The organism is Nonomuraea sp. IBHARD001 (assembly GCF_056106265.1).
In genome coordinates this window covers 1,699,118-1,720,420 of sequence record NZ_JBWBBW010000002.1, presented here as the reverse complement: position 1 = coordinate 1,720,420, position 21,303 = coordinate 1,699,118, and the positions used below count along the sequence as shown (strand labels likewise).

The 21,303-nt window shown below is 68.2% G+C and carries 19 protein-coding genes; 1 reads left to right on the top strand and 18 read right to left on the bottom strand.

Annotated elements, in window-relative coordinates; translation table 11 throughout:
• Window positions 1-8: 8 nt before the first annotated feature.
• The 15 genes from atpD to rpmE all read right to left on the bottom strand — a co-directional run bounded on the left by atpD (window position 9) and on the right by rpmE (window position 14,911).
• Complete coding sequence (gene atpD, locus ACTWNK_RS10055) at window positions 9-1,445, bottom strand: F0F1 ATP synthase subunit beta (protein ID WP_474303609.1); 1,437 nt, start codon at window positions 1,443-1,445, stop codon at window positions 9-11.
• 1 nt (window position 1,446) lies between these two features.
• Complete coding sequence (locus ACTWNK_RS10050; RefSeq protein ID WP_474303608.1) at window positions 1,447-2,349, bottom strand: F0F1 ATP synthase subunit gamma; 903 nt, start codon at window positions 2,347-2,349, stop codon at window positions 1,447-1,449.
• Between the two features lie 3 nt (window positions 2,350-2,352).
• Window positions 2,353-4,002, bottom strand: coding sequence for a F0F1 ATP synthase subunit alpha (gene atpA / locus ACTWNK_RS10045; protein ID WP_474303607.1), 1,650 nt, complete (start codon window positions 4,000-4,002; stop codon window positions 2,353-2,355).
• A 23-nt stretch (window positions 4,003-4,025) separates the two neighbouring features.
• Window positions 4,026-4,835, bottom strand: a complete 810-nt coding sequence (locus ACTWNK_RS10040) for a F0F1 ATP synthase subunit delta (RefSeq protein ID WP_474303606.1) — start codon at window positions 4,833-4,835, stop codon at window positions 4,026-4,028.
• A complete protein-coding gene (locus ACTWNK_RS10035) occupies window positions 4,835-5,374 on the bottom strand; it encodes a F0F1 ATP synthase subunit B (RefSeq protein ID WP_474303605.1) in 540 nt (179 codons plus the stop codon). Before ACTWNK_RS10035 ends, ACTWNK_RS10040 begins: the two co-directional genes overlap by 1 nt.
• A gap of 32 nt (window positions 5,375-5,406) precedes the next feature.
• Window positions 5,407-5,631 carry an ATP synthase F0 subunit C gene (gene atpE, locus ACTWNK_RS10030; protein WP_474303604.1) on the bottom strand — a complete coding sequence of 75 codons (225 nt, stop codon included), beginning with the start codon at window positions 5,629-5,631 and terminating at the stop codon, window positions 5,407-5,409.
• Window positions 5,632-5,701: 70 nt separating this feature from the next.
• Window positions 5,702-6,487, bottom strand: coding sequence for a F0F1 ATP synthase subunit A (gene atpB, locus ACTWNK_RS10025; RefSeq protein ID WP_474303603.1), 786 nt, complete (start codon window positions 6,485-6,487; stop codon window positions 5,702-5,704).
• A gap of 292 nt (window positions 6,488-6,779) precedes the next feature.
• Window positions 6,780-7,208 (bottom strand): hypothetical protein, encoded by a 429-nt coding sequence (locus ACTWNK_RS10020; RefSeq protein WP_474303602.1) that lies wholly within the window; start codon window positions 7,206-7,208, stop codon window positions 6,780-6,782.
• A gap of 132 nt (window positions 7,209-7,340) precedes the next feature.
• Complete coding sequence (locus ACTWNK_RS10015) at window positions 7,341-8,606, bottom strand: glycosyltransferase family 4 protein (protein ID WP_474303601.1); 1,266 nt, start codon at window positions 8,604-8,606, stop codon at window positions 7,341-7,343.
• A 706-nt stretch (window positions 8,607-9,312) separates the two neighbouring features.
• Window positions 9,313-9,690: a hypothetical protein gene (locus ACTWNK_RS10010; RefSeq protein ID WP_474303600.1), complete on the bottom strand. Its 378-nt coding sequence runs from the start codon at window positions 9,688-9,690 to the stop codon at window positions 9,313-9,315.
• Between the two features lie 43 nt (window positions 9,691-9,733).
• Window positions 9,734-11,872, bottom strand: a complete 2,139-nt coding sequence (locus ACTWNK_RS10005; RefSeq protein ID WP_474303599.1) for a hypothetical protein — start codon at window positions 11,870-11,872, stop codon at window positions 9,734-9,736.
• A gap of 83 nt (window positions 11,873-11,955) precedes the next feature.
• Window positions 11,956-12,609, bottom strand: coding sequence for an L-threonylcarbamoyladenylate synthase (locus ACTWNK_RS10000; protein WP_474303598.1), 654 nt, complete (start codon window positions 12,607-12,609; stop codon window positions 11,956-11,958).
• A 39-nt stretch (window positions 12,610-12,648) separates the two neighbouring features.
• Window positions 12,649-13,503 (bottom strand): peptide chain release factor N(5)-glutamine methyltransferase, encoded by an 855-nt coding sequence (prmC, locus tag ACTWNK_RS09995; protein ID WP_474303597.1) that lies wholly within the window; start codon window positions 13,501-13,503, stop codon window positions 12,649-12,651.
• Between the two features lie 7 nt (window positions 13,504-13,510).
• On the bottom strand, window positions 13,511-14,563 hold the full coding sequence (gene prfA / locus ACTWNK_RS09990; RefSeq protein ID WP_474303596.1) for a peptide chain release factor 1: 1,053 nt from the start codon (window positions 14,561-14,563) through the stop codon (window positions 13,511-13,513).
• Between the two features lie 129 nt (window positions 14,564-14,692).
• Window positions 14,693-14,911: a 50S ribosomal protein L31 gene (gene rpmE, locus ACTWNK_RS09985; protein ID WP_474303595.1), complete on the bottom strand. Its 219-nt coding sequence runs from the start codon at window positions 14,909-14,911 to the stop codon at window positions 14,693-14,695.
• A 271-nt stretch (window positions 14,912-15,182) separates the two neighbouring features.
• Here rpmE and ACTWNK_RS09980 point away from each other — a divergent pair, with 271 nt between their 5' ends.
• Complete coding sequence (locus ACTWNK_RS09980; protein ID WP_474303594.1) at window positions 15,183-16,349, top strand: hypothetical protein; 1,167 nt, start codon at window positions 15,183-15,185, stop codon at window positions 16,347-16,349.
• Window positions 16,350-16,506: 157 nt separating this feature from the next.
• Here ACTWNK_RS09980 and rho read toward each other — a convergent pair whose 3' ends face one another.
• The 3 genes from rho to thrC form a co-directional block, all read right to left on the bottom strand.
• Complete coding sequence (rho, locus tag ACTWNK_RS09975; RefSeq protein WP_474303593.1) at window positions 16,507-18,606, bottom strand: transcription termination factor Rho; 2,100 nt, start codon at window positions 18,604-18,606, stop codon at window positions 16,507-16,509.
• Window positions 18,607-19,062: 456 nt separating this feature from the next.
• Window positions 19,063-20,040: a homoserine kinase gene (locus ACTWNK_RS09970; RefSeq protein ID WP_474303592.1), complete on the bottom strand. Its 978-nt coding sequence runs from the start codon at window positions 20,038-20,040 to the stop codon at window positions 19,063-19,065.
• A 63-nt stretch (window positions 20,041-20,103) separates the two neighbouring features.
• Window positions 20,104-21,162 carry a threonine synthase gene (gene thrC, locus ACTWNK_RS09965; protein WP_474303591.1) on the bottom strand — a complete coding sequence of 353 codons (1,059 nt, stop codon included), beginning with the start codon at window positions 21,160-21,162 and terminating at the stop codon, window positions 20,104-20,106.
• Between the last annotated feature and the right edge of the window lie 141 nt (window positions 21,163-21,303).

The window sequence follows — 21,303 nt, the reverse complement described above, 5'->3', positions numbered from 1 at the left end:
GGAGGCGATTACTTGGCGAGGTCCTTGGCCTTGGCGATGGCCTGCTCGATGCCACCGACCATGAAGAACGCCTGCTCGGGCAGGTGGTCGTACTCGCCCTCGCACAGACCCTTGAACGAGGCGATGGTCTCGTCCAGCGGCACGAACTCGCCCGGCTGACCGGTGAACGCCTCGGCGGCGTACATCGGGTGCGACAGGAAGCGCTCGATGCGGCGGGCCCGGTTGACCGTGACCTTGTCCTCTTCGGAGAGCTCGTCGATGCCGAGGATGGCGATGATGTCCTGCAGTTCCTTGTACTTCTGCAGGATTCGCTTCGTCTCCTGGGCCACCCGGTAGTGCTCCTCGCCGACCACCATCGGGTCGAGGATGCGGGAGGAGGAGTCGAGCGGGTCCACCGCGGGGTAGATGCCCTTCTCCGAGATCGGCCGCGAAAGCACGGTCTGCGCGTCGAGGTGCGCGAACGCGTTGTGCGGGGCCGGGTCGGTGATGTCGTCGGCGGGCACGTAGATCGCCTGCATCGAGGTGATCGAGTGACCACGCGTCGAGGTGATGCGCTCCTGGAGCACACCCATCTCGTCGGCCAGCGTGGGCTGGTAACCCACGGCGGAGGGCATACGGCCGAGCAGGGTGGAGACCTCGGAACCGGCCTGGGTGAAGCGGAAGATGTTGTCGATGAACAGAAGCACGTCCTGCTTCTGCACGTCACGGAAGTACTCCGCCATCGTGAGCGCGGAGAGCGCGACGCGAAGACGCGTGCCCGGCGGCTCGTCCATCTGACCGAAGACGAGAGCGGTGTCCTTGAGAACGCCCGCCTCCTCCATCTCCAGCCAGAGGTCGTTGCCCTCACGGGTACGCTCGCCGACGCCCGCGAAGCACGAGGTTCCGGAGAACTTCAGCGCGACTCGGCGGATCATCTCCTGGATCAGAACGGTCTTGCCGACACCCGCGCCGCCGAACAGGCCGATCTTGCCACCCTTGACGTACGGGGTGAGCAGGTCGATGACCTTGATGCCGGTGGGCAGCATCTCGGTGCGCGACTCGAGCTGGTCGAAGGCCGGGGAGGGACGGTGGATGCCCCACTTCTCGGTGATCTTCAGCGAGGCGGTCGGCACGTCGAGGGACTCGCCGAGCGCGTTCCACACGTGACCCTTGACGACGTCGCCGACCGGCACCGAGATGGGCGTGCCCGAGTCGGTCACCGCAGCGCCGCGGACCAGGCCGTCGGTGGGCTGCATGGAGATGGCGCGGACCAGGTTGTCACCCAGGTGCTGGGCGACCTCCAGGGTCAGCTTCTTGGTCTCGCCGCCGAGTACGACCTCGACGTTGAGCGCGTTGTAGATGTCGGGCATCGCCTCGACGGGGAACTCCACGTCGACGACGGGACCGGTGACGCGCGCCACGCGGCCGACGCCGGTCGTCACGGTCTCAACAGTCTCTGCAGTCATTTCACTCTTTCCCCGCTGCGGCGTCAGCCAGCGCGTTGGCGCCACCGACGATCTCGCTGATTTCCTGGGTGATCTCGGCCTGGCGAACCTGGTTCATCTGCTGGGTGAACACACGAATCAGTTCGTTGGCGTTGTCCGTCGCGGACTTCATGGCGCGGCGGCGCGAAGCCTCCTCGGAGGCCGCCGACTGCAGCAGCGCGCTGAAGATGCGCGACTCGATGTAGCGCGGCAGCAACGAATCGAGGACCTCACCTGCGGTCGGCTCGAACTCGAAGTACGGCAGCGGCCCGTCCTTGGGCTGCTCGGTGGTCTCGACGACCTCGAGCGGAAGGATCCGCTTGACCACGACTTCCTGCGTCAGCATCGAGACGAACTGGGTCGAGATGATGTGGATCTCGTCGATCCCGTCCTCGGCCTTGAACGACTCGATCAGCGTGTCCGCGATGTCCTTGGCGTCGGCGTAGGCGGGCTTCCTGGAGAAGCCGACCCACTGCCCGCTCATGGCGCGGTTGCGGAAGCTGTGCCACGCGACGCCCTTGCGTCCGGTGACGAACGGCACGGCCTCGATCCCGCGGGAGGCCAGGAGGCCCCGAAGGGCCTCCGCCTCACGAAGGACGTTGGCGTTGAAGCCGCCGCAGAACCCGCTGTCACTGGTGATGATGAGCACGCCAGCCTTGGCCGGCTGCTCCTTCTCCACGGTCAGCGGGTGGTCGACGCTGGCAGTGTTGCTGATGACGCCCGACACGGCGCGGGTGATCTCGCGCTCGTACGGCACGGCCGCCTGCATCCGCTGCTGCGCCTTCACGATGCGTGAGGAGGCGATGAGCTCCTGCGCGCGCGTGATCTTGGCGGTCGACTTGACCGACTTGATCCGGCGACGCAGCAGCCTTAGCTGGGCACCCATCGGCTACTTCTTCTCTGCCGTACGGACGTGCTTGGTGATCTTCTCCTGGCCGACCTGGTCCGCGCCGAGTGCCGGAACCGGCTCGTCGTTGACCAGAAGCTCACCGGAGGAGGTCGTGAAGCCCTTCTTGAACTCCGTGACGGCGTCCTTGAGGCTGGTGACGGTGTCGTCGGCCAGCTCCTTGGTCTCACGGATGCTGTCGAAGATGCCCTTGTGACCGGCCGCGAGGTAGTCGAGGAACTCCGACTCGAAGCGACGCACGTCCTCGACGGGAACCTCGTCGAGCTCGCCCGTCGTACCGGCCCAGACCGAGACGACCTCGCGCTCAAGGGAGAACGGGCTGTACTGGGGCTGCTTGAGCAGCTCGACCAGACGCAGACCGCGCTCCAGCTGAGCCTTGGAGGCGGCGTCGAGGTCGGAGGCGAACGAGGCGAACGCCTCCAGGTCACGGTACTGCGACAGAGCCAGACGCAGCGTGCCCGCGACCTTGCGCATCGCCTTCGTCTGCGCCGAGCCACCGACTCGGGAGACGGAGACACCGACGTTGATCGCCGGACGCACACCGGCGTTGAACAGGTCGGTCTCGAGGAAGACCTGTCCGTCGGTGATGGAGATGACGTTGGTCGGGATGAACGCCGAGACGTCGTTGCCCTTGGTCTCGATGATCGGCAGACCGGTCATCGAGCCCGCGCCCAGGTCGTCGGAGAGCTTGGCGCAGCGCTCCAGCAGACGCGAGTGCAAGTAGAAGACGTCGCCGGGGAAGGCCTCACGGCCCGGAGGACGACGCAGCAGCAGCGAGACGGCGCGGTAGGCGTCGGCCTGCTTGGTCAGGTCGTCGAACACGATGAGAACGTGCTTGCCCTGGTACATCCAGTGCTGGCCGATGGCCGAACCGGTGTAGGGGGCGAGGTACTTGAAGCCGGCGGGGTCGGAGGCCGGAGCGGCGACGATGGTGGTGTACTCCATCGCGCCCGCCTCCTCCAGGCGGCCCTTGACCTGCGCGATCGTCGAGCCCTTCTGGCCGATCGCGACGTACACGCAGCGAACCTGCTTGGTCGGGTCGCCCGACAGCCAGTTCTCGCGCTGGTTGAGGATGGTGTCCACGGCGATCGCGGTCTTGCCGGTGCCACGGTCGCCGATGATCAGCTGGCGCTGGCCACGGCCGATCGCGGTCATGGCGTCGATCGCCTTGATGCCGGTGGCCAGGGGCTCCTTGACCGGCTGGCGCTGCACGACGGACGGGGCCTGGAGCTCAAGGGCGCGCAGGCCCTCGGACTCGATCGCGCCCTTGCCGTCGAGCGGTACGCCGAGGGGGTCGACCACTCGGCCGAGGAAGTTGTCGCCGACGGGCACGGACAGGACCTCGCCCGTCCTGCGGACCGTCTGGCCTTCTTCGATCTTGCTGAAATCGCCCAGGATAACGACACCGATCTCACGGGTGTCGAGGTTCAGTGCCAGGCCGCGCGTGCCGTCCTCGAATTCGAGCAGCTCGTTCGCCATCGCCGAGGGCAGGCCGGAGACGTGGGCGATTCCGTCGCCACAGTCGACGACGGTCCCGATCTCCTCGCGCGCGGCGCCTTCCGGTTCGTACGCCTGGACGAAGCGCTCAAGCGCGTCCCGGATCTCGTCCGGCCGGATCGTCAGCTCCGCCATCTCTACTCTGTCTCCTCTATCGCCTAGCCGGCCAACCGGCGGCGGACTTCTTCGATTCGTCCCACGATCGTGGTGTCGATGATCTCGTCGCCGATGCGGACCGAGAATCCACCGAGCACGCGCGGATCCACCTCGACGTTCAGGTGAACGTCGCGGCCATACGAGGCGCGAAGCCAGGCGCCGAGGCGCTGCTTCTGCTCCTCCGTCAGGGCGACCGCGCTGCGCACGACCGCCACGAGGCGCTGTCGCTGCTGGGCCGCCAGATTGCCGAACTCCGCGAGGCCACTCTCCAGGTTACGTCCCCTGGCGTGCACAGCGAGCTGCGTGATGAGACGCAGCGTCGGCTGGGCCACCTTGGCGCCGAGGAGGTCGCGCAGCAGCTGCTGCTTGCCCTCCGCGGGCAGGGAAGCGTCGGCGAGGGTACGGCGGAGGTCCGGGTTGGCCGCGAGGATGCGACCGAAGCGGAACAACTCGTCCTCGACGTCGTCGAGGGTGCCCTGGGCCTCGGCCTCGGCGCACGCGGCGACGACTCCGAGCCGCTCAAGGACGTCGGCCAGGTCACCGGCACGCGACCACTTGACCGAGACGGCAGCCTCGGTCGTGGCGAGTGCGGCGGCGCCGACCTTGCCCTCCAGCAGGATCGCGACCGTCTGCGCCTTCTGCTCGGCCGGGCGGGCCGGGTCGGAAAGCGCGCGGCGCAGGCCGTGCTCACGGTCGAGCAGGTCCGCTACCGCGAACAGCTCGTCGGAGAGCGTGCCGAGGTCCGCGCTGCCGGCGACCGCGTTGAAGCGCTCCTCGACCTCTGTCAGCGAGGCCCTGCTCAGACCGCGCATTAGCGCACCGCCTGCGCGTTGGAGCTCTCCAGCTCGTCGAGGAAGCGGTCGATCGTGCGACGCTGCCTGGCCTCGTCCTCAAGGGACTCGCCGACGATGCGGCTGGCCAGGTCGGTCGAGAGGCGACCGATCTCATTACGAAGCTGGGCGAACGCCTGCTGCCTGTCGGCCTCGATCTGGGCGTGCGCGGCCTCGACGAGACGACGGGCCTCGGCCTGCGCCTCCTCGCGGAGCTCCGCCTTGATCTGGGCGCCCTGCTCACGAGCCTCGTCACGAAGACGAGCCGCCTCGTGCCGAGCCTCGGCAAGCTGCTCGCGGTACTGAGCGAGCGTCTGCTGAGCCTCTTCCTGTGCGTCGGCGGCCCTCTTCAGGCCACCCTCGATGGCGTCGGTCCGCTCCACCAGAGTCTTCTGGATCCGCGGAACGAGCATCTTGCCGACAACGACCAGGATGAGCAGGAACGCGAAGCCACCGACGACCATCTCGGAAACGTGGGGAATCAGCGGGTTGTTCGCCGACTCCGCCGCCAGGAGATTCATTGGTGCTGCCTTCCGTCAGGGATGGTCGACGACTACAGCGCGAACGCGAGCGCGATACCGATCAGCGCGAGCGCCTCGGTGAAGACGAAGCCCAGCATCATGTTCTGACGAATGAGGCCGTAGGCCTCGGGCTGGCGGGCGATGGCCTGCACGCCCTGACCGAAGATGATGCCGATGCCGATGCCGGGGCCGATCGCGGCGAGGCCGTAACCGATGGAACCAACGCTGCCGGTGACCTCAGCGAGCACACCACTCATGCTTCTGTTTCCTTTTCAATCGACCGGTGGGATGTCCACCGGAGCTGTCTGGCTTGGGGTCTGGAAGAACTCAGTGCTCGGCGTGCAGCGCGCCGCCGATGTACATGGCGGTCAGCATCGCGAACACGTAGGCCTGCAGCGCCTGGATGAACAGCTCGAAGGCGGTCAGCAGGATGGTCATGATGACGCCGAGCAGCCCGATCGGGGCACCCAGCGGAGTGAGCTGCACGAACAGGAAGTGCCAGCCGACCTCGGAGAAGAGCGCGAGGATCAGGTGACCGGCCATCATGGTGGCGAACAGTCGCACAGCATGCGTGACGTGGCGCAGGATGAAGGTCGAGATGAACTCGATCGGCGCGACCAGGACGTACATCCAGCCGGGAAGACCGGGCGGGAACATCATGTTCTTGAAGTAGCCCACAGGGCCCTGGTGCTTGACGCCCAGCACCGTCACCAGCACGAACACGCCCAGAGCGAGGATCGCCGGGTAGCCGATGATCGACATGAACGGGAACTGGATGAAGATGATCGAGCCGAACAGGTTGCCGACCAGCACGAAGAGGAAGAGGCTGAGCAGCAGCGGCATCCACTTGTCGCTGTCCTTGCCGAGGCTCGGACGCGCGATCTGCTCGCGGACGAACTCATAGGCCATCTCGCCGACGTTCTGCACGCCGCGGGGCACGAGTTTCGGCCGCGAGAAGGCCGAGTAGGCGAACACGATGCCGATCAGGGCCGTGATCAGCGCGAGGAGCGCCGGCTTGTTGAACCATTCCACCCCTGCAACGAGGGGCGGCCAATCGAACAGGCCGAGCCCAGGGGCTTGGAACTCCTCGGCGGCGAGAAGCGGGGCGCTCACTCGGCGTTCCCTTCGTCGTGGTGGATCAGGATGCTCCCCCGGAACGACTGGGCGTCGGGAGAACCAAGCAGATGGGTGTTGCGACCGAACGGAAGCCGGGGCCCGGAAGGCACACTTATCGCTTCCTTATCGCGCACGCGACGATAGCAGGCGCGACTGTGACTAGTCATATCGGGCCAGCCGCTGCGGCTCTCGACCTCGACGACCGGCTCGGCCGCTCCCGCCACCGTGAGTTTATGGGAAGGCGAGCACAGCGCGTGACCGGGGGGCGGGGGGCGGTGATGGGCGAGCATTACTTCTTGTCCTCATACGTGCCTGGCACCTTGGTGCCGGGCTCCACGTAGAGCATGCGCAGCTTCATGAATCCCCTGGCTTCGCCGAAGGTCCATGCGACGGTGCAGAGGATGACCGTCCAGGTGAAGGCCATGACGTTCCACGCCGTTGTGCCTTCGAGCGACTTCAGCACGACCGCCAGGACGACGATCTTCACGAAGAACGTGCCCATCGCGGCGGCCATCATCATCGTCGGGGAGATGCGCGCGGCGTAGGCCACGGCGATCAGGCTGATCGTGAAGAACGCCGTGACGATGAGCACACCGATCCCTGAGCCGAGCGCGCCCTTCGCCCCCGCGACGAACGCGGACACGATGAGCGCGACCACGCCGACCGCAACGGTCGGGATCGCGGCGTCCCTGAGCAGTCGAAGGTCGTTGGGCTGCATCAGTGCTCCAGAAAACGGTTGTCAAGCGAGCGATTGCTACCCCGCTGGTGTGTGCAGTCGCGGGGCCCCTGCTCGTGAAAGATATCACAAGCTCACAGAAGGCCGCCTTTACCTGCCGTTTCTAGTTAACGATCATGAACGGTAGGGGAACACGGGAATGACGGCGGTGTCGTCGGACGGCCCGTCATAGACCTCTGGCATGGGCCGCGACACAGGAGCCTCCACCTGTACGGCGGGCATCGGACCGGTCGGCGGGCCGTCGTCGTCCTCGTCCGGCCTGGGCCGACGCGAGGCGGCGTGCGCACCGCCCCTGCCCCGCCAGCGCGGACGCATCATCAGCACGAGGAAGCCGATCGCGACCAGGATCACGACCGGGAACATCACCAGCGGCACGCCCTGCAACGACATCCCGATCACCGTCGCCGCGAACAGGAACGTCCACGCGTACATGATCAGCACCGTGCGCCGGTGCGAGTGCCCGATGTCGAGCAGCCGGTGATGCAGGTGCCCTCGGTCGGGGGCGAAAGGTGACATTCCCCACGAGGTGCGCCGGACCACGGCGCTGACCAGGTCGACGAGCGGCAGCACCAGCACCGCGACCGGCAGCAGCAGCGGCAGCAGGGTGCCGAACCTGTTGATGCCGTCGATCGTCGAGGGGTCGACCGGCGTGACCGTGATGAGCGAGGAGGCCAGCACCAGACCGAGCAGCATCGCACCCGTGTCGCCCATGAAGATCTTGGCCGGATGGAAGTTGTGCGGCAGGAAACCCAGGCACATGCCGATGAGGATCGCGGTGATCGCGGCCGTGGTGTTGATGCGATCACCGTCGAGGCTCTGTTCCAGGAAGATCGAGTACGCCCAGGTGCCGAGCGCCGCGATACCCACGATGCCCGCGGCCAGGCCGTCGAGGCCGTCGACGAAGTTCACCGCGTTGATGGCCACGACCACGATCAGGATCGTGATGATGGTGATGAGCGTCGGGTCCAGCGCGATGGAGACGCCGTCCACCCAGGGGATGTAGGGCAGGAACAGTCCGAAATACACCAGCACACCGGCCGCCGCGATCTGCCCGCCGAGCTTGATGAAGGCGTCCATGCCCCACCAGTCGTCGAGGAAGCCGGTCAGCGTGATCAGCCCGCCCGCCGCGATCAGCGCGATCACCGTGTGGTCCCTGGCCAGGGTCTCGCCCGTCTTGTCCAGCTGCGAGGCCACCAGCAGCCCTGCGACCAGCCCGCCGTACATGGCCAGTCCGCCCAGGCGCGGCGTCGGTGTCGTGTGCACGTCGCGGTCGCGCACCTCTGGCATGGCTCCGATGCGGATCGCGAAGCGACGGACGAGCGGGACCAGCAGATAGGTCACCACTGCCGCTGCCAGCGCCATGAAGAGGTATTCGCGCACGGACCTAGTTTCCCGGATGCTCCGGCCACCTGTGACCGGAAAACGACACAAACCAGCTTATTATTCGCTGAGATATGGACGACGGATTGCCACCCTAGCCGAGACTCGTTCCCGCACTTCAAGCCCCGAATCCGGCCACACCGCCGCCCACGCCGTCAAACGTTCCGCCTCCCCCGCCACCCGGGGACGCCTTCCGCTGGTCACACGCGGTGTACGCCCCACCGAGGGCCGATGCCGGCGCCGAGCCGATATACCGCAACAGAACCAAGGGCTCCAACTCTCGACTCCCCACACCCCATCACCTCCTGCCCAGGCGACTTCTCCTTACTGTAGGACGGATCTGGCTTTCGTCCCAGATCGGGCGTGAGGGTGGAGGTGCGTCGGGGGTTCGACACAGAGGCTTGGGAGGCGCCGCACTGCGGGTTTCCGAGGTCGGGACGATGCACGAGCTGCACCGCCCCGTACGGAGAGCCGACAGCGGGGCCTGCCAAGGCCAGGGCAATCGCGAGACGCACCAGCGCGCCGATGAGCCGATGCCGGAGCATGCGGCAGCTCGCCGAAGTCACGAAAAAGCGTGATGCGCATCAACCCCGCCGAAGTCCCCGCACCGGAGGGTGCCGAAGCAAGAAGGAGGAGGGTGAGATGGGTCGGTCTCGGCGAGAGGGTGCTGTGGGTGGGCTGAGGGTGCTGTGCGGGGGTGGGGAAGTCAGGAAAAGGCGTGAGGGGCGCCTACCTCGCTGGGGATCCAGCGTGGGGTGTCGGCGGCCTGGTCGCTGATGGTGGTCAGGATGGACTGGCGGTACAGGGCCAGGCGGTTGCGCCACTCGGCGATGTCCTCGACGTAGCGTTCGCCGACGGGCGCGTCCCAGACCTGGGGGCTGCGGGCCATCTGGTGCGCCTTGTCGAGGCTGGTGCTGAGGGTCTCCAGCATGGGAAGTACCTGCTGCCACAGCGTCACCAGGCGCTGGTAGTCCGGATTGAACTCCCACGCCCTCGGCTGCCCGCCGAGCGGGTCGCTTCCGCCGGAGGTGGGCGGCGTCTCACCCGGCTGACGCGGCTGCGGCGCCGGCGGATCGTCGTACATTCAGACCGTTCCCTTCTCCTTCGAGCCCGTCCTTGCCACCATGTCACCCGCCGGGGGGTGGAATGGGGCGATTCGGAGCGTTCAGCTCGACCGTGCCGGGCGGACCGTCGGGCCCGAAGTCCTCGGCCACCCAGTCGCCCTTGCCCCACTCACCCGGCGGCACCTGCACACTCGGCATGTCGAGGGGCTCGATCTCACGGGCACTGTCCACGAGTGTCTTCAGCGCTTCGAGCGTGGGCGGCTTGGCGTCGACCGACACCACGTCACCGTCACCACCCGACGACGGAGGCGGCGGCGAACTCCCACCGGCGACCGGCGCCGTGCCACCGGAGGCACCGTCGGCGGCGTACCCGGGCGGAGGCTGGTCAGGCCCACTCCCCCACGGCAGCGGATCCCCCACTCCGACCGAGACCTGCGAGGTACCGCCTCCCGGACGCGCGGTGTCCACCACGATCGTCTCGCCTCCACCTGGAGCGGCGGGGGCGGGGGTCCCGCTGGTCGGCGGTACGGCCGGGGCCTGGGTTCCGGTGGTCGGCGTGGTGAGCGGTTCTCCCGGTGGGAGGGGCGGGTGGTTCGGAGGGCCGGTCGCCGGGGTCGGTGGCGTGGCCGGGGCGCCCGTGCCTGTGGGCGTGCCCGTGGTCGGGGCGGGCTGGGTGCCGGTTGCCTGGGTGCCCGTCCCCGGGGTGCCCGTTCCCTGTCCGGTTGCCTGGGTGCCGGGGGTGTCGGTCGGCTGGGTGCTGACCGGGTGGGTGCCTGTCGGCTGGGTGCCGACGGTCTGGGTGCCGGTCGTGCTCGTCGTGGCGGGGGTGCCTACGGGGGCGTCGGTGGGGTCCGAGGTGATGATGACGCCGTCGGAGGTGACCGAGACGTTGAAGGCGCCGTCGGCGGCGATCTTGACGTCGTTGCCGGTGACGGACACGCGGAGGTCGCCGTCGGCGGTCGCGACGGAGCCCGAGGCCGGTGCGTCCGCGGGTACGGCAGCGGGCACCTGGGTGGGGGCAGGGTTCTGGCCGGTGGCGGGGTTCTGGCCTGGGGCGGGGAGTTGGGTGTCGCCCGCCGGAGGGTTCGGCGGGAGTTGGCCCGCGCCACCGTCGGGGCCCACCGTGGTGCTGGGCGGGGCCGCCGCCTGGTCGCCGGTCACGGACGGCATGTCCTGCGGCTCCACCTGGCTGGAGTTGTTCAGCAGCTGGGCGAGTTCGTCGGCCGTGGGCGGCGGGTCGAGCGGCACCTGGAGGACCTTGACGCCGTCGACCTCGACGACCTTCGCACCGGTCTGGTCGATGTCGGAGGGGTGGTCCTTGCGGGGGGTGTCGATGTCGTTCAGCCCGTCTTCGGGGCGTCTGACCTGATCGGCGTCGCGTTCCCGCTTGGAGTCCCGGTCGTCGCCACGATCGCGGGAGTCCTCGCCCTTACCCGGCTCCTTGTCGCCCTTTTCCGTCTTGTCGGGCTCAGTCTTGTCGGGCTCGGTCTTGTCCGGGGCCTTGTCGCCCTTTTCGGACTTGTCCGGCTCCGTCTTGTCCGGCTCCGTCTTGTCGGGGGCCTTGTCGCCGTCGGTGCCCTTGGAGGGCGGCTCCTTGTCGCCCTTGCCGGAGTCCTTCTCAGGCTCCTTCGCGGGCTCCTTCTCAGGGGCCTTGTCCGGTTCCTTGTCCGGATGCTTGTCAGGGCTCTTGTCCGCCCCTTTCTCTGCCCCCTTCTCCGGCTCCTTGGGCTTGGCCTCGTCCTTGGGCGGATCGTCCTTCTTGGCGTCGTCCTTCTTGTCGTCCCGGGAGGAGTCGTCGCGTGGGTTGTCGTCGCGGGAGCCCTTGTCGCCGGTGCCCTTGTCCTTGGGCTCGGTGGGCTCCTTGGACTCCTTGCCGGACGGGTCCTTGGCGCCGGGGGCGTCGGACTTCTCGCCTGCGGTCGGCTCCGGTTGCTTGCGGGTGCTGTCCTCGGACTGCCCCTCCAGGCGAGGGCCGCGCTCCTTCTTCTCCAGCAGCTCAAGCCTGGCCGTGACGTCACGGACCATCGTGTCCACGCGCTCGGCGATCTGGACAGGCCGGTGGGTCGACTGGGCGGCCAGCCCGGCCGCGCTCACCAGCTGGGCGACACGCCCTTCGAGCGTGCGCATCTGCGCCCCGGCCCGCCCGACCTCGGCGAGCAGATCGCGGACCAGCTGGGGATCCATCCCGTCGAACTTGCCCATGGGCCACTCCCGGAAGTGTCGGCGCACTTCACGGTAGGTGCCAACGGCCGAAAATGAGGTCAGGGATAAACAGACGGCATAGCTCAGGAATCAGCGTCGGTCGCCACGTATCCGATGATCCCCCGCAACTTCTCCACAGAGACCGCGCCACGACGCAGCAACCTGGGCACGGCGGTGGTCAGATCGAGGATCGTCGACGGCGTGTCGTCGGCCGCGACCCCGCTGTCGAGGTAGACCGAGACGGCGTCCCCGAGCTGCTCCTCGGCGTCGGCGGCGCTGGTCGCGGCGGGCATGCCCGAGCGGTTGGCGCTGGATACGGCCATCGGGCCGGTCTGCTTGAGCAGGTCGAGCGCGACCGGGTGCAACGGCATGCGCAGCGCCACCGTGCCCTTGGTGTCGCCGAGGTCCCACGACAGCGCCCGGTTGGAGCGGCACACCAGCGTGAGCGCGCCGGGCCAGAAGGCGTCGATGAGGTCCTGACCGTACGGACCGAGGTCCTCGACCAGCGCGTTGGCCGCTCTGACGGTACCCACGAGCACCGGGGTCGGCATGTCGCGCCCTCGCCCCTTGGTCTCGAGCAGCTGGGCGACGGCGGCATGGACGAAGGCGTCGCAGCCGATGCCGTAGACGGTGTCGGTCGGCAGGACGACGAGCTCGCCCTTGCCCACGGCCGTGACGGCCTCGGTCAGCCCCGTCTCGCGCTCTTCAGCGTCCGAGCAGTCGAATCGTCGTCCCACAACGCCCACTCCTCTGTCCTTCGATATGCGGGTAAGACCCTACTCCTGGCCGAACCGAGCCGTGACGAAGCGGTCCCTGCGGGTCAGGTCCTGGCGCAGACGTACGTCGCGCCAGCCGTTGTCCTCGGGGAAGAGCAGGTAGACCGGTCTGCCCTGCTGGTCGGCGTGCTCGACCGCGACCCAGCCGCCGGGACGCAGCAGCCGCCTGGCCGTGCGTTCGACCGCGCGTACCTCGTCGAGGCCGTCGGCGCCGGAGCCGTACAGGGCCTTGTCGGGGTCGTAGTCGCGAACCTCGGGGTCGCGCGGGATCGCGCCGGGCGGGATGTAGGGCGGGTTGGAGATGACCAGGTCGACCCGGCCGTTGAGCTCGGGAAGCGCGGTGGCCAGGTCGTCGGGATGCAGGGTGACGCGGCCCTGGCCGTGTTCGGAGATGTTGCGCTTGGCCCAGCCGTAGGCGTCGGGGTCGACCTCGACCGCGTGCACCTGGGCGAGTGCGACCTCCTGGGCGATCGACAGCGCGATGGCCCCCGAGCCGGTGCCCAGGTCGACGACGAGCGGCTCGGCGACGTCCATCTCGCGCAGCCGTTCGATCGCCCATCCGGCGACGACCTCGGTCTCGGGGCGGGGCACGAACACGCCGAGCCCCACCTTGAGCTCCAGATAGCGGAAGTAGGCGTGCCCGGTGATGTGCTGGAGCGGCTCGCGGGCCTCGCGGCGCGCCACTCCCTCCCAGAACAGGGCGTCGAAATCCGAGTCCTTGACGGTGTGCAGCTCGCTTCGGCGCACGCCGTGGACGAAAGCCGCGATCTCTTCGGCGTCCGTGCGCGGCGACGGCACTCCGGCTTCGGCCAGCCGGGCGGTTGCGAGGGCGATCTCGTCCAGCAGAAAGGTCATGGCTTCTTTATGAGTGGGCGGCGAGCTTCTCCGCCATCTCGGCGTCGATCAGGGCCTGGGTGACGGCGTTGAGTTCACCGTCGAGGACGTGGTCGAGGTTATACGCCTTGAAGCCGACGCGGTGGTCGGAGATGCGGTTCTCGGGATAGTTGTACGTGCGGATGCGCTCAGAACGGTCCATTGTGCGCACCTGTGACTTGCGTTCGGCCTGGGCTGCCGCCTCGGCCTCCTCCTGTGCGACGGCCAGCAGCCGGGCCCGGAGGATGCGAAGCGCCGACTCCTTGTTCTGCAGCTGGCTCTTCTCGTTCTGGCAGGAGACGACGACGCCGGTCGGCAGGTGCGTGATGCGCACGGCCGAGTCGGTGGTGTTGACGCTCTGCCCACCGGGCCCGCTGGAGCGGAAGACGTCGATGCGCAGGTCGTTGGGGTCGATCTGGACGTCGATCTCCTCGGCCTCCGGGTAGACCAGCACGCCGGTCGCCGAGGTGTGGATACGGCCCTGCGACTCGGTGACGGGCACGCGCTGCACGCGGTGCACGCCGCCTTCGAACTTCAGCCGCGACCAGACGCCCTCGGGCCCCTTGGCCTTGATGGCCACCGTGACGTCCTTGTAGCCGCCCAGGTCGGAGTGCTGGGCGTCGATGATCTCGGTCTTCCAGCCGAGGCGTTCGGCGTAGCGCAGGTACATGCGCAGCAGGTCGCCCGCGAACAGCGCCGACTCCTCACCGCCTTCGCCCTGCTTGATCTCCAGGATGATGTCCTTGTCATCGTTGGGATCACGCGGGACGAGCAGATGGGTGAGCTTCTCCTCCAGGGCCGGGATGCGCGCCTCCAGCTCGGCCGCCTCCTCGGCGAAGGCCGCGTCCTCTGCGGCCAGCTCCTTGGCCGCCGTGAGGTCCTCACGGACGCCGTCGAGCTCGCGGTAGGTCGTCACGACCGGGGTGAGCTGGGCGTAACGCTTGCCGAGCGCGCGGGCCTTGGACTGGTCTGAATGCACGGCGGGGTCGGCGAGCTGCACCTCCAGCTCGGAGTATTCCGTGAGCAACTCGTCGAGATTCACCGCGTGTCCTTCCAGTGGCGCAAGCCCGGTCGCGCGAACCCGGTCGCGCAAGCCCTGTCAGCAAGAACGCCGGCCCGTTCTCGCACCGCTCGCAGGCGAGGGTGGCGATGGCGGGCCGGCGTGGGAAAGCTACTTGCCCGAGGCCTTCTTGCCGAAGCGCGCCTCGAAGCGGGCCACGCGGCCGCCGGTGTCGAGGATCTTCTGCTTGCCGGTGTAGAAGGGGTGGCAGGCCGAGCAGACGTCGGCGTGGATCGATCCGCTCTTCGCCGTGCTGCGCGTGGTGAAGGAGTTGCCGCAGGTGCAGGTCACCTGGGTGAGGTTGTACTCAGGGTGGATGTCGCGCTTCATGTGCTGCTGTCCTTTCAGGGAGCGGTCGCCGGGTCGCCATCACGTGATGTGGGGCTAGCGCGCTGTCGCACACTGCTGGGTGCGCGCGGGCGGGAACCGGTACCGCATCGGTTCAGCTACCAGTGTGCCAGATGCTGCAACCAACCCAGGCCACTGAGCATTCCCTGGGAGTTTGACCTGCCCTAATGGACGAGTCACTCCAGTCACACTAGGCTCCGGTGCCCAAACCGTAACTTTTCCCATTAATTGACCGATGTTAGGGGCACTCATCATGAGAAAGGGAATGCGGTTGCTCTTGGCGACCGCAACGGGGGTGGCGGTCTTCGCCGGAGGGGTGAGCCTGGCCACGTCCAGTGCCGTCGCTTCGCAGGCCGTCTTCGCCGCCGCCGACGACTTCAACGGCGAGCCCACGGGCGATGCCTTCGTTCCCCTGGAGAAGGACAACGAAGTCACGCTCACGTTCAAGCTGAAGTACCCCCAGGGCGGCGGTTCCGACCGCTTCGCCCATGACGTCGACACCGTCACCGGCTCCATCGTCCCGGCGGGCAAGACCGACGCTCGCGCGGTCGACATCGCCTACACCAGGACGAACCCGACGCCCACGGCGACGCCGACCGTCTCCCCCACCGTCACCACCTCCGCCTCGGCCTCGACCTCGAGTTCCGCAGCGGCCGCCGCCGCGCCTCCCACCGAGGTCGCGATCACCGGCAAGTTCACCATCAAGAAGGACGACCCGGCCGGCGACTGGAAGCTCAGCGTCAAGGTCGCGCGTGGCTCGGCCACCGTCGACAACACCTTCACCGTCAAGGTCGCCGAGAAGGCCGGCATCTCCGGCGCCTCGGTGACCCCCGACCCCGTCGCCCTGAAGAAGGGCTACGACGTCAAGGTCAGCGTGAAGGCGGCGGTGAAGGACGCGACCTCGGTCACGGCCAAGCTGCACAGCGAGGAGACCTCCGACTACTACGACCTGGGCGACCTGGAGAAGGGCAGCGACGGTTACTACCGTGGCAACACCTACTTCAGTGACGACACCGCGCCCGGTGAGTGGACGCTGGAGATCACCGGCACCCGCGGCGGCCAGAGCATCAAGGGCGTCAAGTCCTTCTCGGTCAAGGCCCCGGTCGGCGGCTCCTCCAAGAAGGCCAAGTCCAAGGTCACGATCGCCGCTCCTTCGAAGGTGAAGAAGGGCAAGTCGATCAAGATCTACGGCAAGGTCTACCGAGGCACCAAGGCCTACTCGGGCAAGATCGTGGAGCTCTACTACAAGAAGAAGGGCACCTCGAAGTACAAGTTCGTCGGCTTCGTCAAGGCGACGTCGACCGGCAAGTACGCCAAGACCGTGAAGCCGAAGTACGACGGCTACTGGCGCATCCGCGTCCCCGGCACCAGCAAGACCTACAGCTCGATGTCGGCACAGGAATTCGTCGACGTCAAGTAGTCCACCGCCACACCCTCGGTGTACGGCCTGCGCCCCCAACCCCGGGCGCAGGCCGTACAGCGTTCAGGGGGGCTTTCAGGGCCGCCCAGGGGCACATGCGAAAAAGAGAGGGGCGGCGGGCCGTCGTGGCCCGTCGCCCCTCTCTTCGTGTGTCAGGTCAGTCGCGGTCGTTGCTGACCGTCGTCTTCTGCACCTGAAGGAGGAACTCCGCGTTGGACTTCGTCTCCTTCATCTTCTCCAGCAGCAGTTCGAGCGCCTGCTGCATGTCGAGCGCGTGCAGCACCCGGCGCAGCTTCCAGACGATCTGCAGCTCGTCCTTGCCCATGAGGATCTCTTCCTTACGGGTGCCGGACGCGTCGACGTCCACCGCGGGGAAGATGCGCTTGTCGGCGAGCGAGCGGTTGAGCTTGAGCTCCATGTTGCCCGTGCCCTTGAACTCCTCGAAGATGACCTCGTCCATCTTGGACCCGGTCTCGACCAGGGCCGTGGCGAGGATCGTCAGGGAGCCGCCGTTCTCGATGTTGCGCGCGGCGCCGAAGAAACGCTTCGGCGGGTAGAGCGCGGTCGAGTCGACACCACCGGACAGGATGCGCCCGGAGGCCGGGGCCGCCAGGTTGTAGGCACGGCCGAGACGCGTGATGGAGTCGAGCAGCACGACCACGTCGTGACCGAGCTCCACCAGGCGCTTGGCACGCTCGATGGCGAGCTCGGCGACCGTGGTGTGGTCCTCGGCGGGACGGTCGAAGGTCGAGTGGATGACCTCGCCCTTCACCGAGCGCTGCATGTCGGTGACCTCTTCGGGCCGCTCGTCCACCAGGACGACCATGAGGTGGCACTCGGGGTTGTTGTGCGTGATCGCGTTGGCGATCGACTGCAGCACCATCGTCTTACCGGCCTTGGGCGGGGAGACGATGAGACCGCGCTGGCCCTTGCCGATCGGCGACACGAGGTCGATGATCCGCGTGGTCAGGATGTTGTGCTCGGTCTCCAGGCGCAGACGCTCCTGCGGGTAGAGCGGCGTGAGCTTGTTGAAGTCGGGCCGGTTGCGGGCCTGGTCCGGGTCCATGCCGTTGACCGTGTCGAGACGGACGAGCGCGTTGAACTTCTCGCGGCGCTCACCGTCGCGCGGCTGGCGAACGGCGCCGGTGACGACGTCGCCCTTGCGCAGGCCGTTGCGGCGGATCTGGGCCAGCGACACGTACACGTCGTTGGAGCCGGGCAGGTAGCCGCTGGTCCGCACGAAGGCGTAGTTGTCGAGGATGTCCAGGATTCCGGCGATCGGGATCAGGACGTCGTCGTCGCCGACCACGGGCTCGTTGCTGTCGAAGCGGTCACGGCCACGGCCGCGGTTGCGCTCCCTGAACCTGCCCCTGCGGCCACGGCCGCCGCGCTCGTCGTCGTCGAAGGCGCCGCCTCGGTCGTCGTTGCCGCGCGGGTCGTTGACGCCGACCCGCTCGGCGCGCTCGGACCTGTCGACGCGCTCGGCGCGCTCGGTGCGCTGCTCGCCACGCTCGCCGCGCGGGTCGCCGCCACGCTCGGCACGCTCGCCCCGGCCGCGGTCGGTGCGCTCGCCGCGCTCCTGCCTGTCGGTCCTGGTGTCGTTCCTGCCGTCGAGGCGGTCGTTGCCACGACCGCGGTCGGACCGCTCACCGCCGTCCGCGGCTGCTGCCGCGGGGCGCTGGTCGGTACGGCCGCCCTCGCCGCGGTCGCCCCTGTCGCCGCGCTCGCGACGGTCGCCGCGACCACGGCGCTCGCCACGCTCGCGACGGCTCTCGCCGCGCTCCTGCCTGGCCTCACCGGCTCCGGCGTCGACGGCCTGGGCCTCGGCGACGGGCTCGGGGGCGCTCACGGGAGCGGCGACGGTCGCGACCGGAGCGGCGCTGACGGGCTCGGCCGCCACGACCGGCTCGGGCCGCTCGACGGCCTCGGCGACGGGAGCAGGGCGGGAACGTTCCCTGCGAGTACGGGTGGGGCGCTCGGCGGCGGGCTCCGCCGTCACCGCGGGAGCCGCGGCCACAGCGGGGCTTTCGCCCGAGCCGCCCTGCTTCTCCTGGATGGCAGCGATGAGCTCGCTCTTACGCATCCGACCGGTCCCACTGATGCCGAGCTCTGCGGCCATGGCCTGCAGCTCGGGCAGCACCTTGGCCGAGAGGCCGGTGCCGGAGCGACGCGCGCGCGGCTTGGCCGCGGCGCGGGCGGGGGTGTCGCCGGACGCCTGCGCAGAGGCGTCGGAGAGGAGTTCGGTGGTGTCGCTCAACTAAGGGTCCTTCCCAGGGGTCGGGCGCCGGCCATGTGCAGCCGTACGTCCCGGAGGTGCTGTCGATCCGGCGGGACAGACCGGGTCGGGGTGCACATCGCGATCTTCGGCCGCCGTTCGAGACGGCCGCCACTGTTGGGGAGGGGCGCGTCGGTCACCACCACAGGACCGTGGGGCTCGGAGGACACCCCCCAGATTGCTGTCGCCAGCCAGATGTCGAGATGGTTCGAACGCGCACATCCCCGCATACGCCGCCTCGCGTTGCGCCAACCGGGTGTGGGCCATCCGGAGGCTACGGATTCGGGGAGACAGCCGTGCTGCTCACGCCTCGCGACGTGAAGCATGATGCAGCGATGTGTGGCTGACAAGCACGCACCCAACAAGGGGGCATCTGGTGCGGCTCTCAGCCTAACATCACCAGCGCGCACGGCTATTCCCTGAAGGTCCGAAGAGGCATCAGCGTGTCTCGGGGCTTGAGGCTTTCGCACCGTCGGGGTCGACGTCCAATAGCTGGATGTGCCAGTCATTACCCACTTCTGGCGCGATCAAATCCTGCGTATCCGAGGTCGAAAACGCGAGAATTGTGGGACCCGCTCCCGAAACGACCGCGGGTACGCCCACCGCACGGAGCCGTTCTACCAGATAGGCGCTCTGCGGCATCGCAGGCGCGCGGTATTCCTGGTGCAAACGGTCCTCGCTGCCGGCGAGCAGAAGTGCGCTCTCCGGCCGCTGCGTGAGCGCGGCGATCAGCAGCGCGGCCCTTCCCGCGTTGAAAGAGGCGTCCTTGTGGGGCACTTCTTTCGGGAGCAGTCCGCGCGCCGTCTCGGTCGACAGCCTGGTCGCCGGGATGAGCGCGACCGGACGGATGCCTGCATCCGGGACGAGCTTCACCATATGCGGCGTGCCCGACTGGTCGCTCCACGCCACGGTCAGGCCGCCCGCCAGGCACGGAGCGACATTGTCCGGGTGCCCCTCCAGCTCCGTGGCCAGCGCGAACACATCGTCGTCGGAGAAATTCTTCGGCTCATAGCTGAACTCGGGCCCGTCGGGGTGGCTCACCCCCGAGTACGGCAGTGCGGCCAGCGCCCTGGCGGCCAGGATGCCCGCGCAGATGGCGGCCGAGCTGGAGCCGAGACCACGCGCGTGCGGGATGCGGTTGACGCAGTGCAACCGGATGCCGCGCGGCTGAGCCGCTCCCATGCGCTCGAACGTCTTGCGCATCACCTGGACGATCAGATGCCCGTCGCCGAGGTCGAGCTCGCCCGTGCCCTCACCCTCGGTCGTCACCTCGGCGACACATCCTTCGCCCGAAGGCGTGAAGAGTGTGGCCTCGACGTCGTCGTAGAGGCTCAGCGCGAGCCCCAGGGCGTCGAAACCGGGTCCCAGGTTGGCCGATGTCGCCGGGACGCGGACGACGACCGTGCTCTCGGTCATGCAGCTCCTCACAAGGGGGCGGGCGCCCGTACGACGGACGCCCGCGAGATCACGCGGAAGGCCTCAGGCCAGCTCAAGGGCCGAGGCGGCCGCGTGCACGTCGATCGGGATCGTCACCGGCGCGGGCGCGCCCGAGATCGCCCAGTCGGGGTCCTTCAGGCCGTTGCCCGTCACCGTGCACACGATCCGCTGGCCCGGCTCGATCTGCCCGGCGGCGTGCGCCTGCAGCAGGCCCGCGACGCTCGCGGCCGAGGCCAGCTCGACGAACACGCCCTCCTCCTGCGCCAGCAGCTTGTAGGCGGCGGCGATCTGACGGTCGGTGACCGCCTGGATGTCGCCGCCCGACTCGTCGCGCGCCGCCTCGGCCAGCTGCCACGAGGCCGGGTTGCCGATCCTGATCGCGGTGGCGATCGTGTGCGGGTGGGTCACCGGGGCGCCGTTGACGATGGGCGCCGAGCCGCTGGCCTGGAAGCCGAACATACGCGGGCGCCTGGTCGCGACGCCGTCGTCGGCGTATTCGCCGTAGCCCATCCAGTAGGCCGAGATGTTGCCCGCGTTGCCCACGGGGATGCAGTGCACGTCGGGCGCGTCGCCGAGGGTGTCGACGATCTCGAAGGCGGCGGTCTTCTGCCCCTGGAGCCTGAACGGGTTCACCGAGTTGACCAGCGCGATCGGGTAGCTCTCCGACAGCTTGCGCGTCATGTCGAGGCAGTCGTCGAACGACCCCTCGACCTGCAGCAGCGTCGCGCCGTGCACGAGCGCCTGCGCCAGCTTGCCCATCGCGATCTTGCCGCGCGGCACGAGGACCGCGCAGGTGAGCCCGGCGCGCACGGCGTAGGCGGCGGCCGAGGCCGATGTGTTGCCGGTGGAGGCGCAGATGACGGCCTTGGCGCCCTCCTCGACGGCCTTGCTGATCGCCATCGTCATGCCGCGGTCCTTGAAGGACCCCGTGGGGTTGGCGCCCTCGACCTTGAGGTAGACCTCACAGCCGGTCAGCGCGGAGACGCGATGGGCGGGCACCAGCGGGGTGCCGCCCTCCAGAAGCGTCACCACGGGCGTCGTCGTGGTCACCGGAAGCCGGTCACGATACTCCTCGATGAGGCCACGCCATGCCCTGGTCATGATTTCTCCTACCCGACTACCTGCGGTGTTGGGGTCTGAGTTTAGGGCCAGCCGGGGCGAAACGCCGAGCCGGGTCCAGAGCGTGGACATCACTATTGCCGAAAAACTCAGCATCCACGGATAAGGTTCCCGCAGGGGACG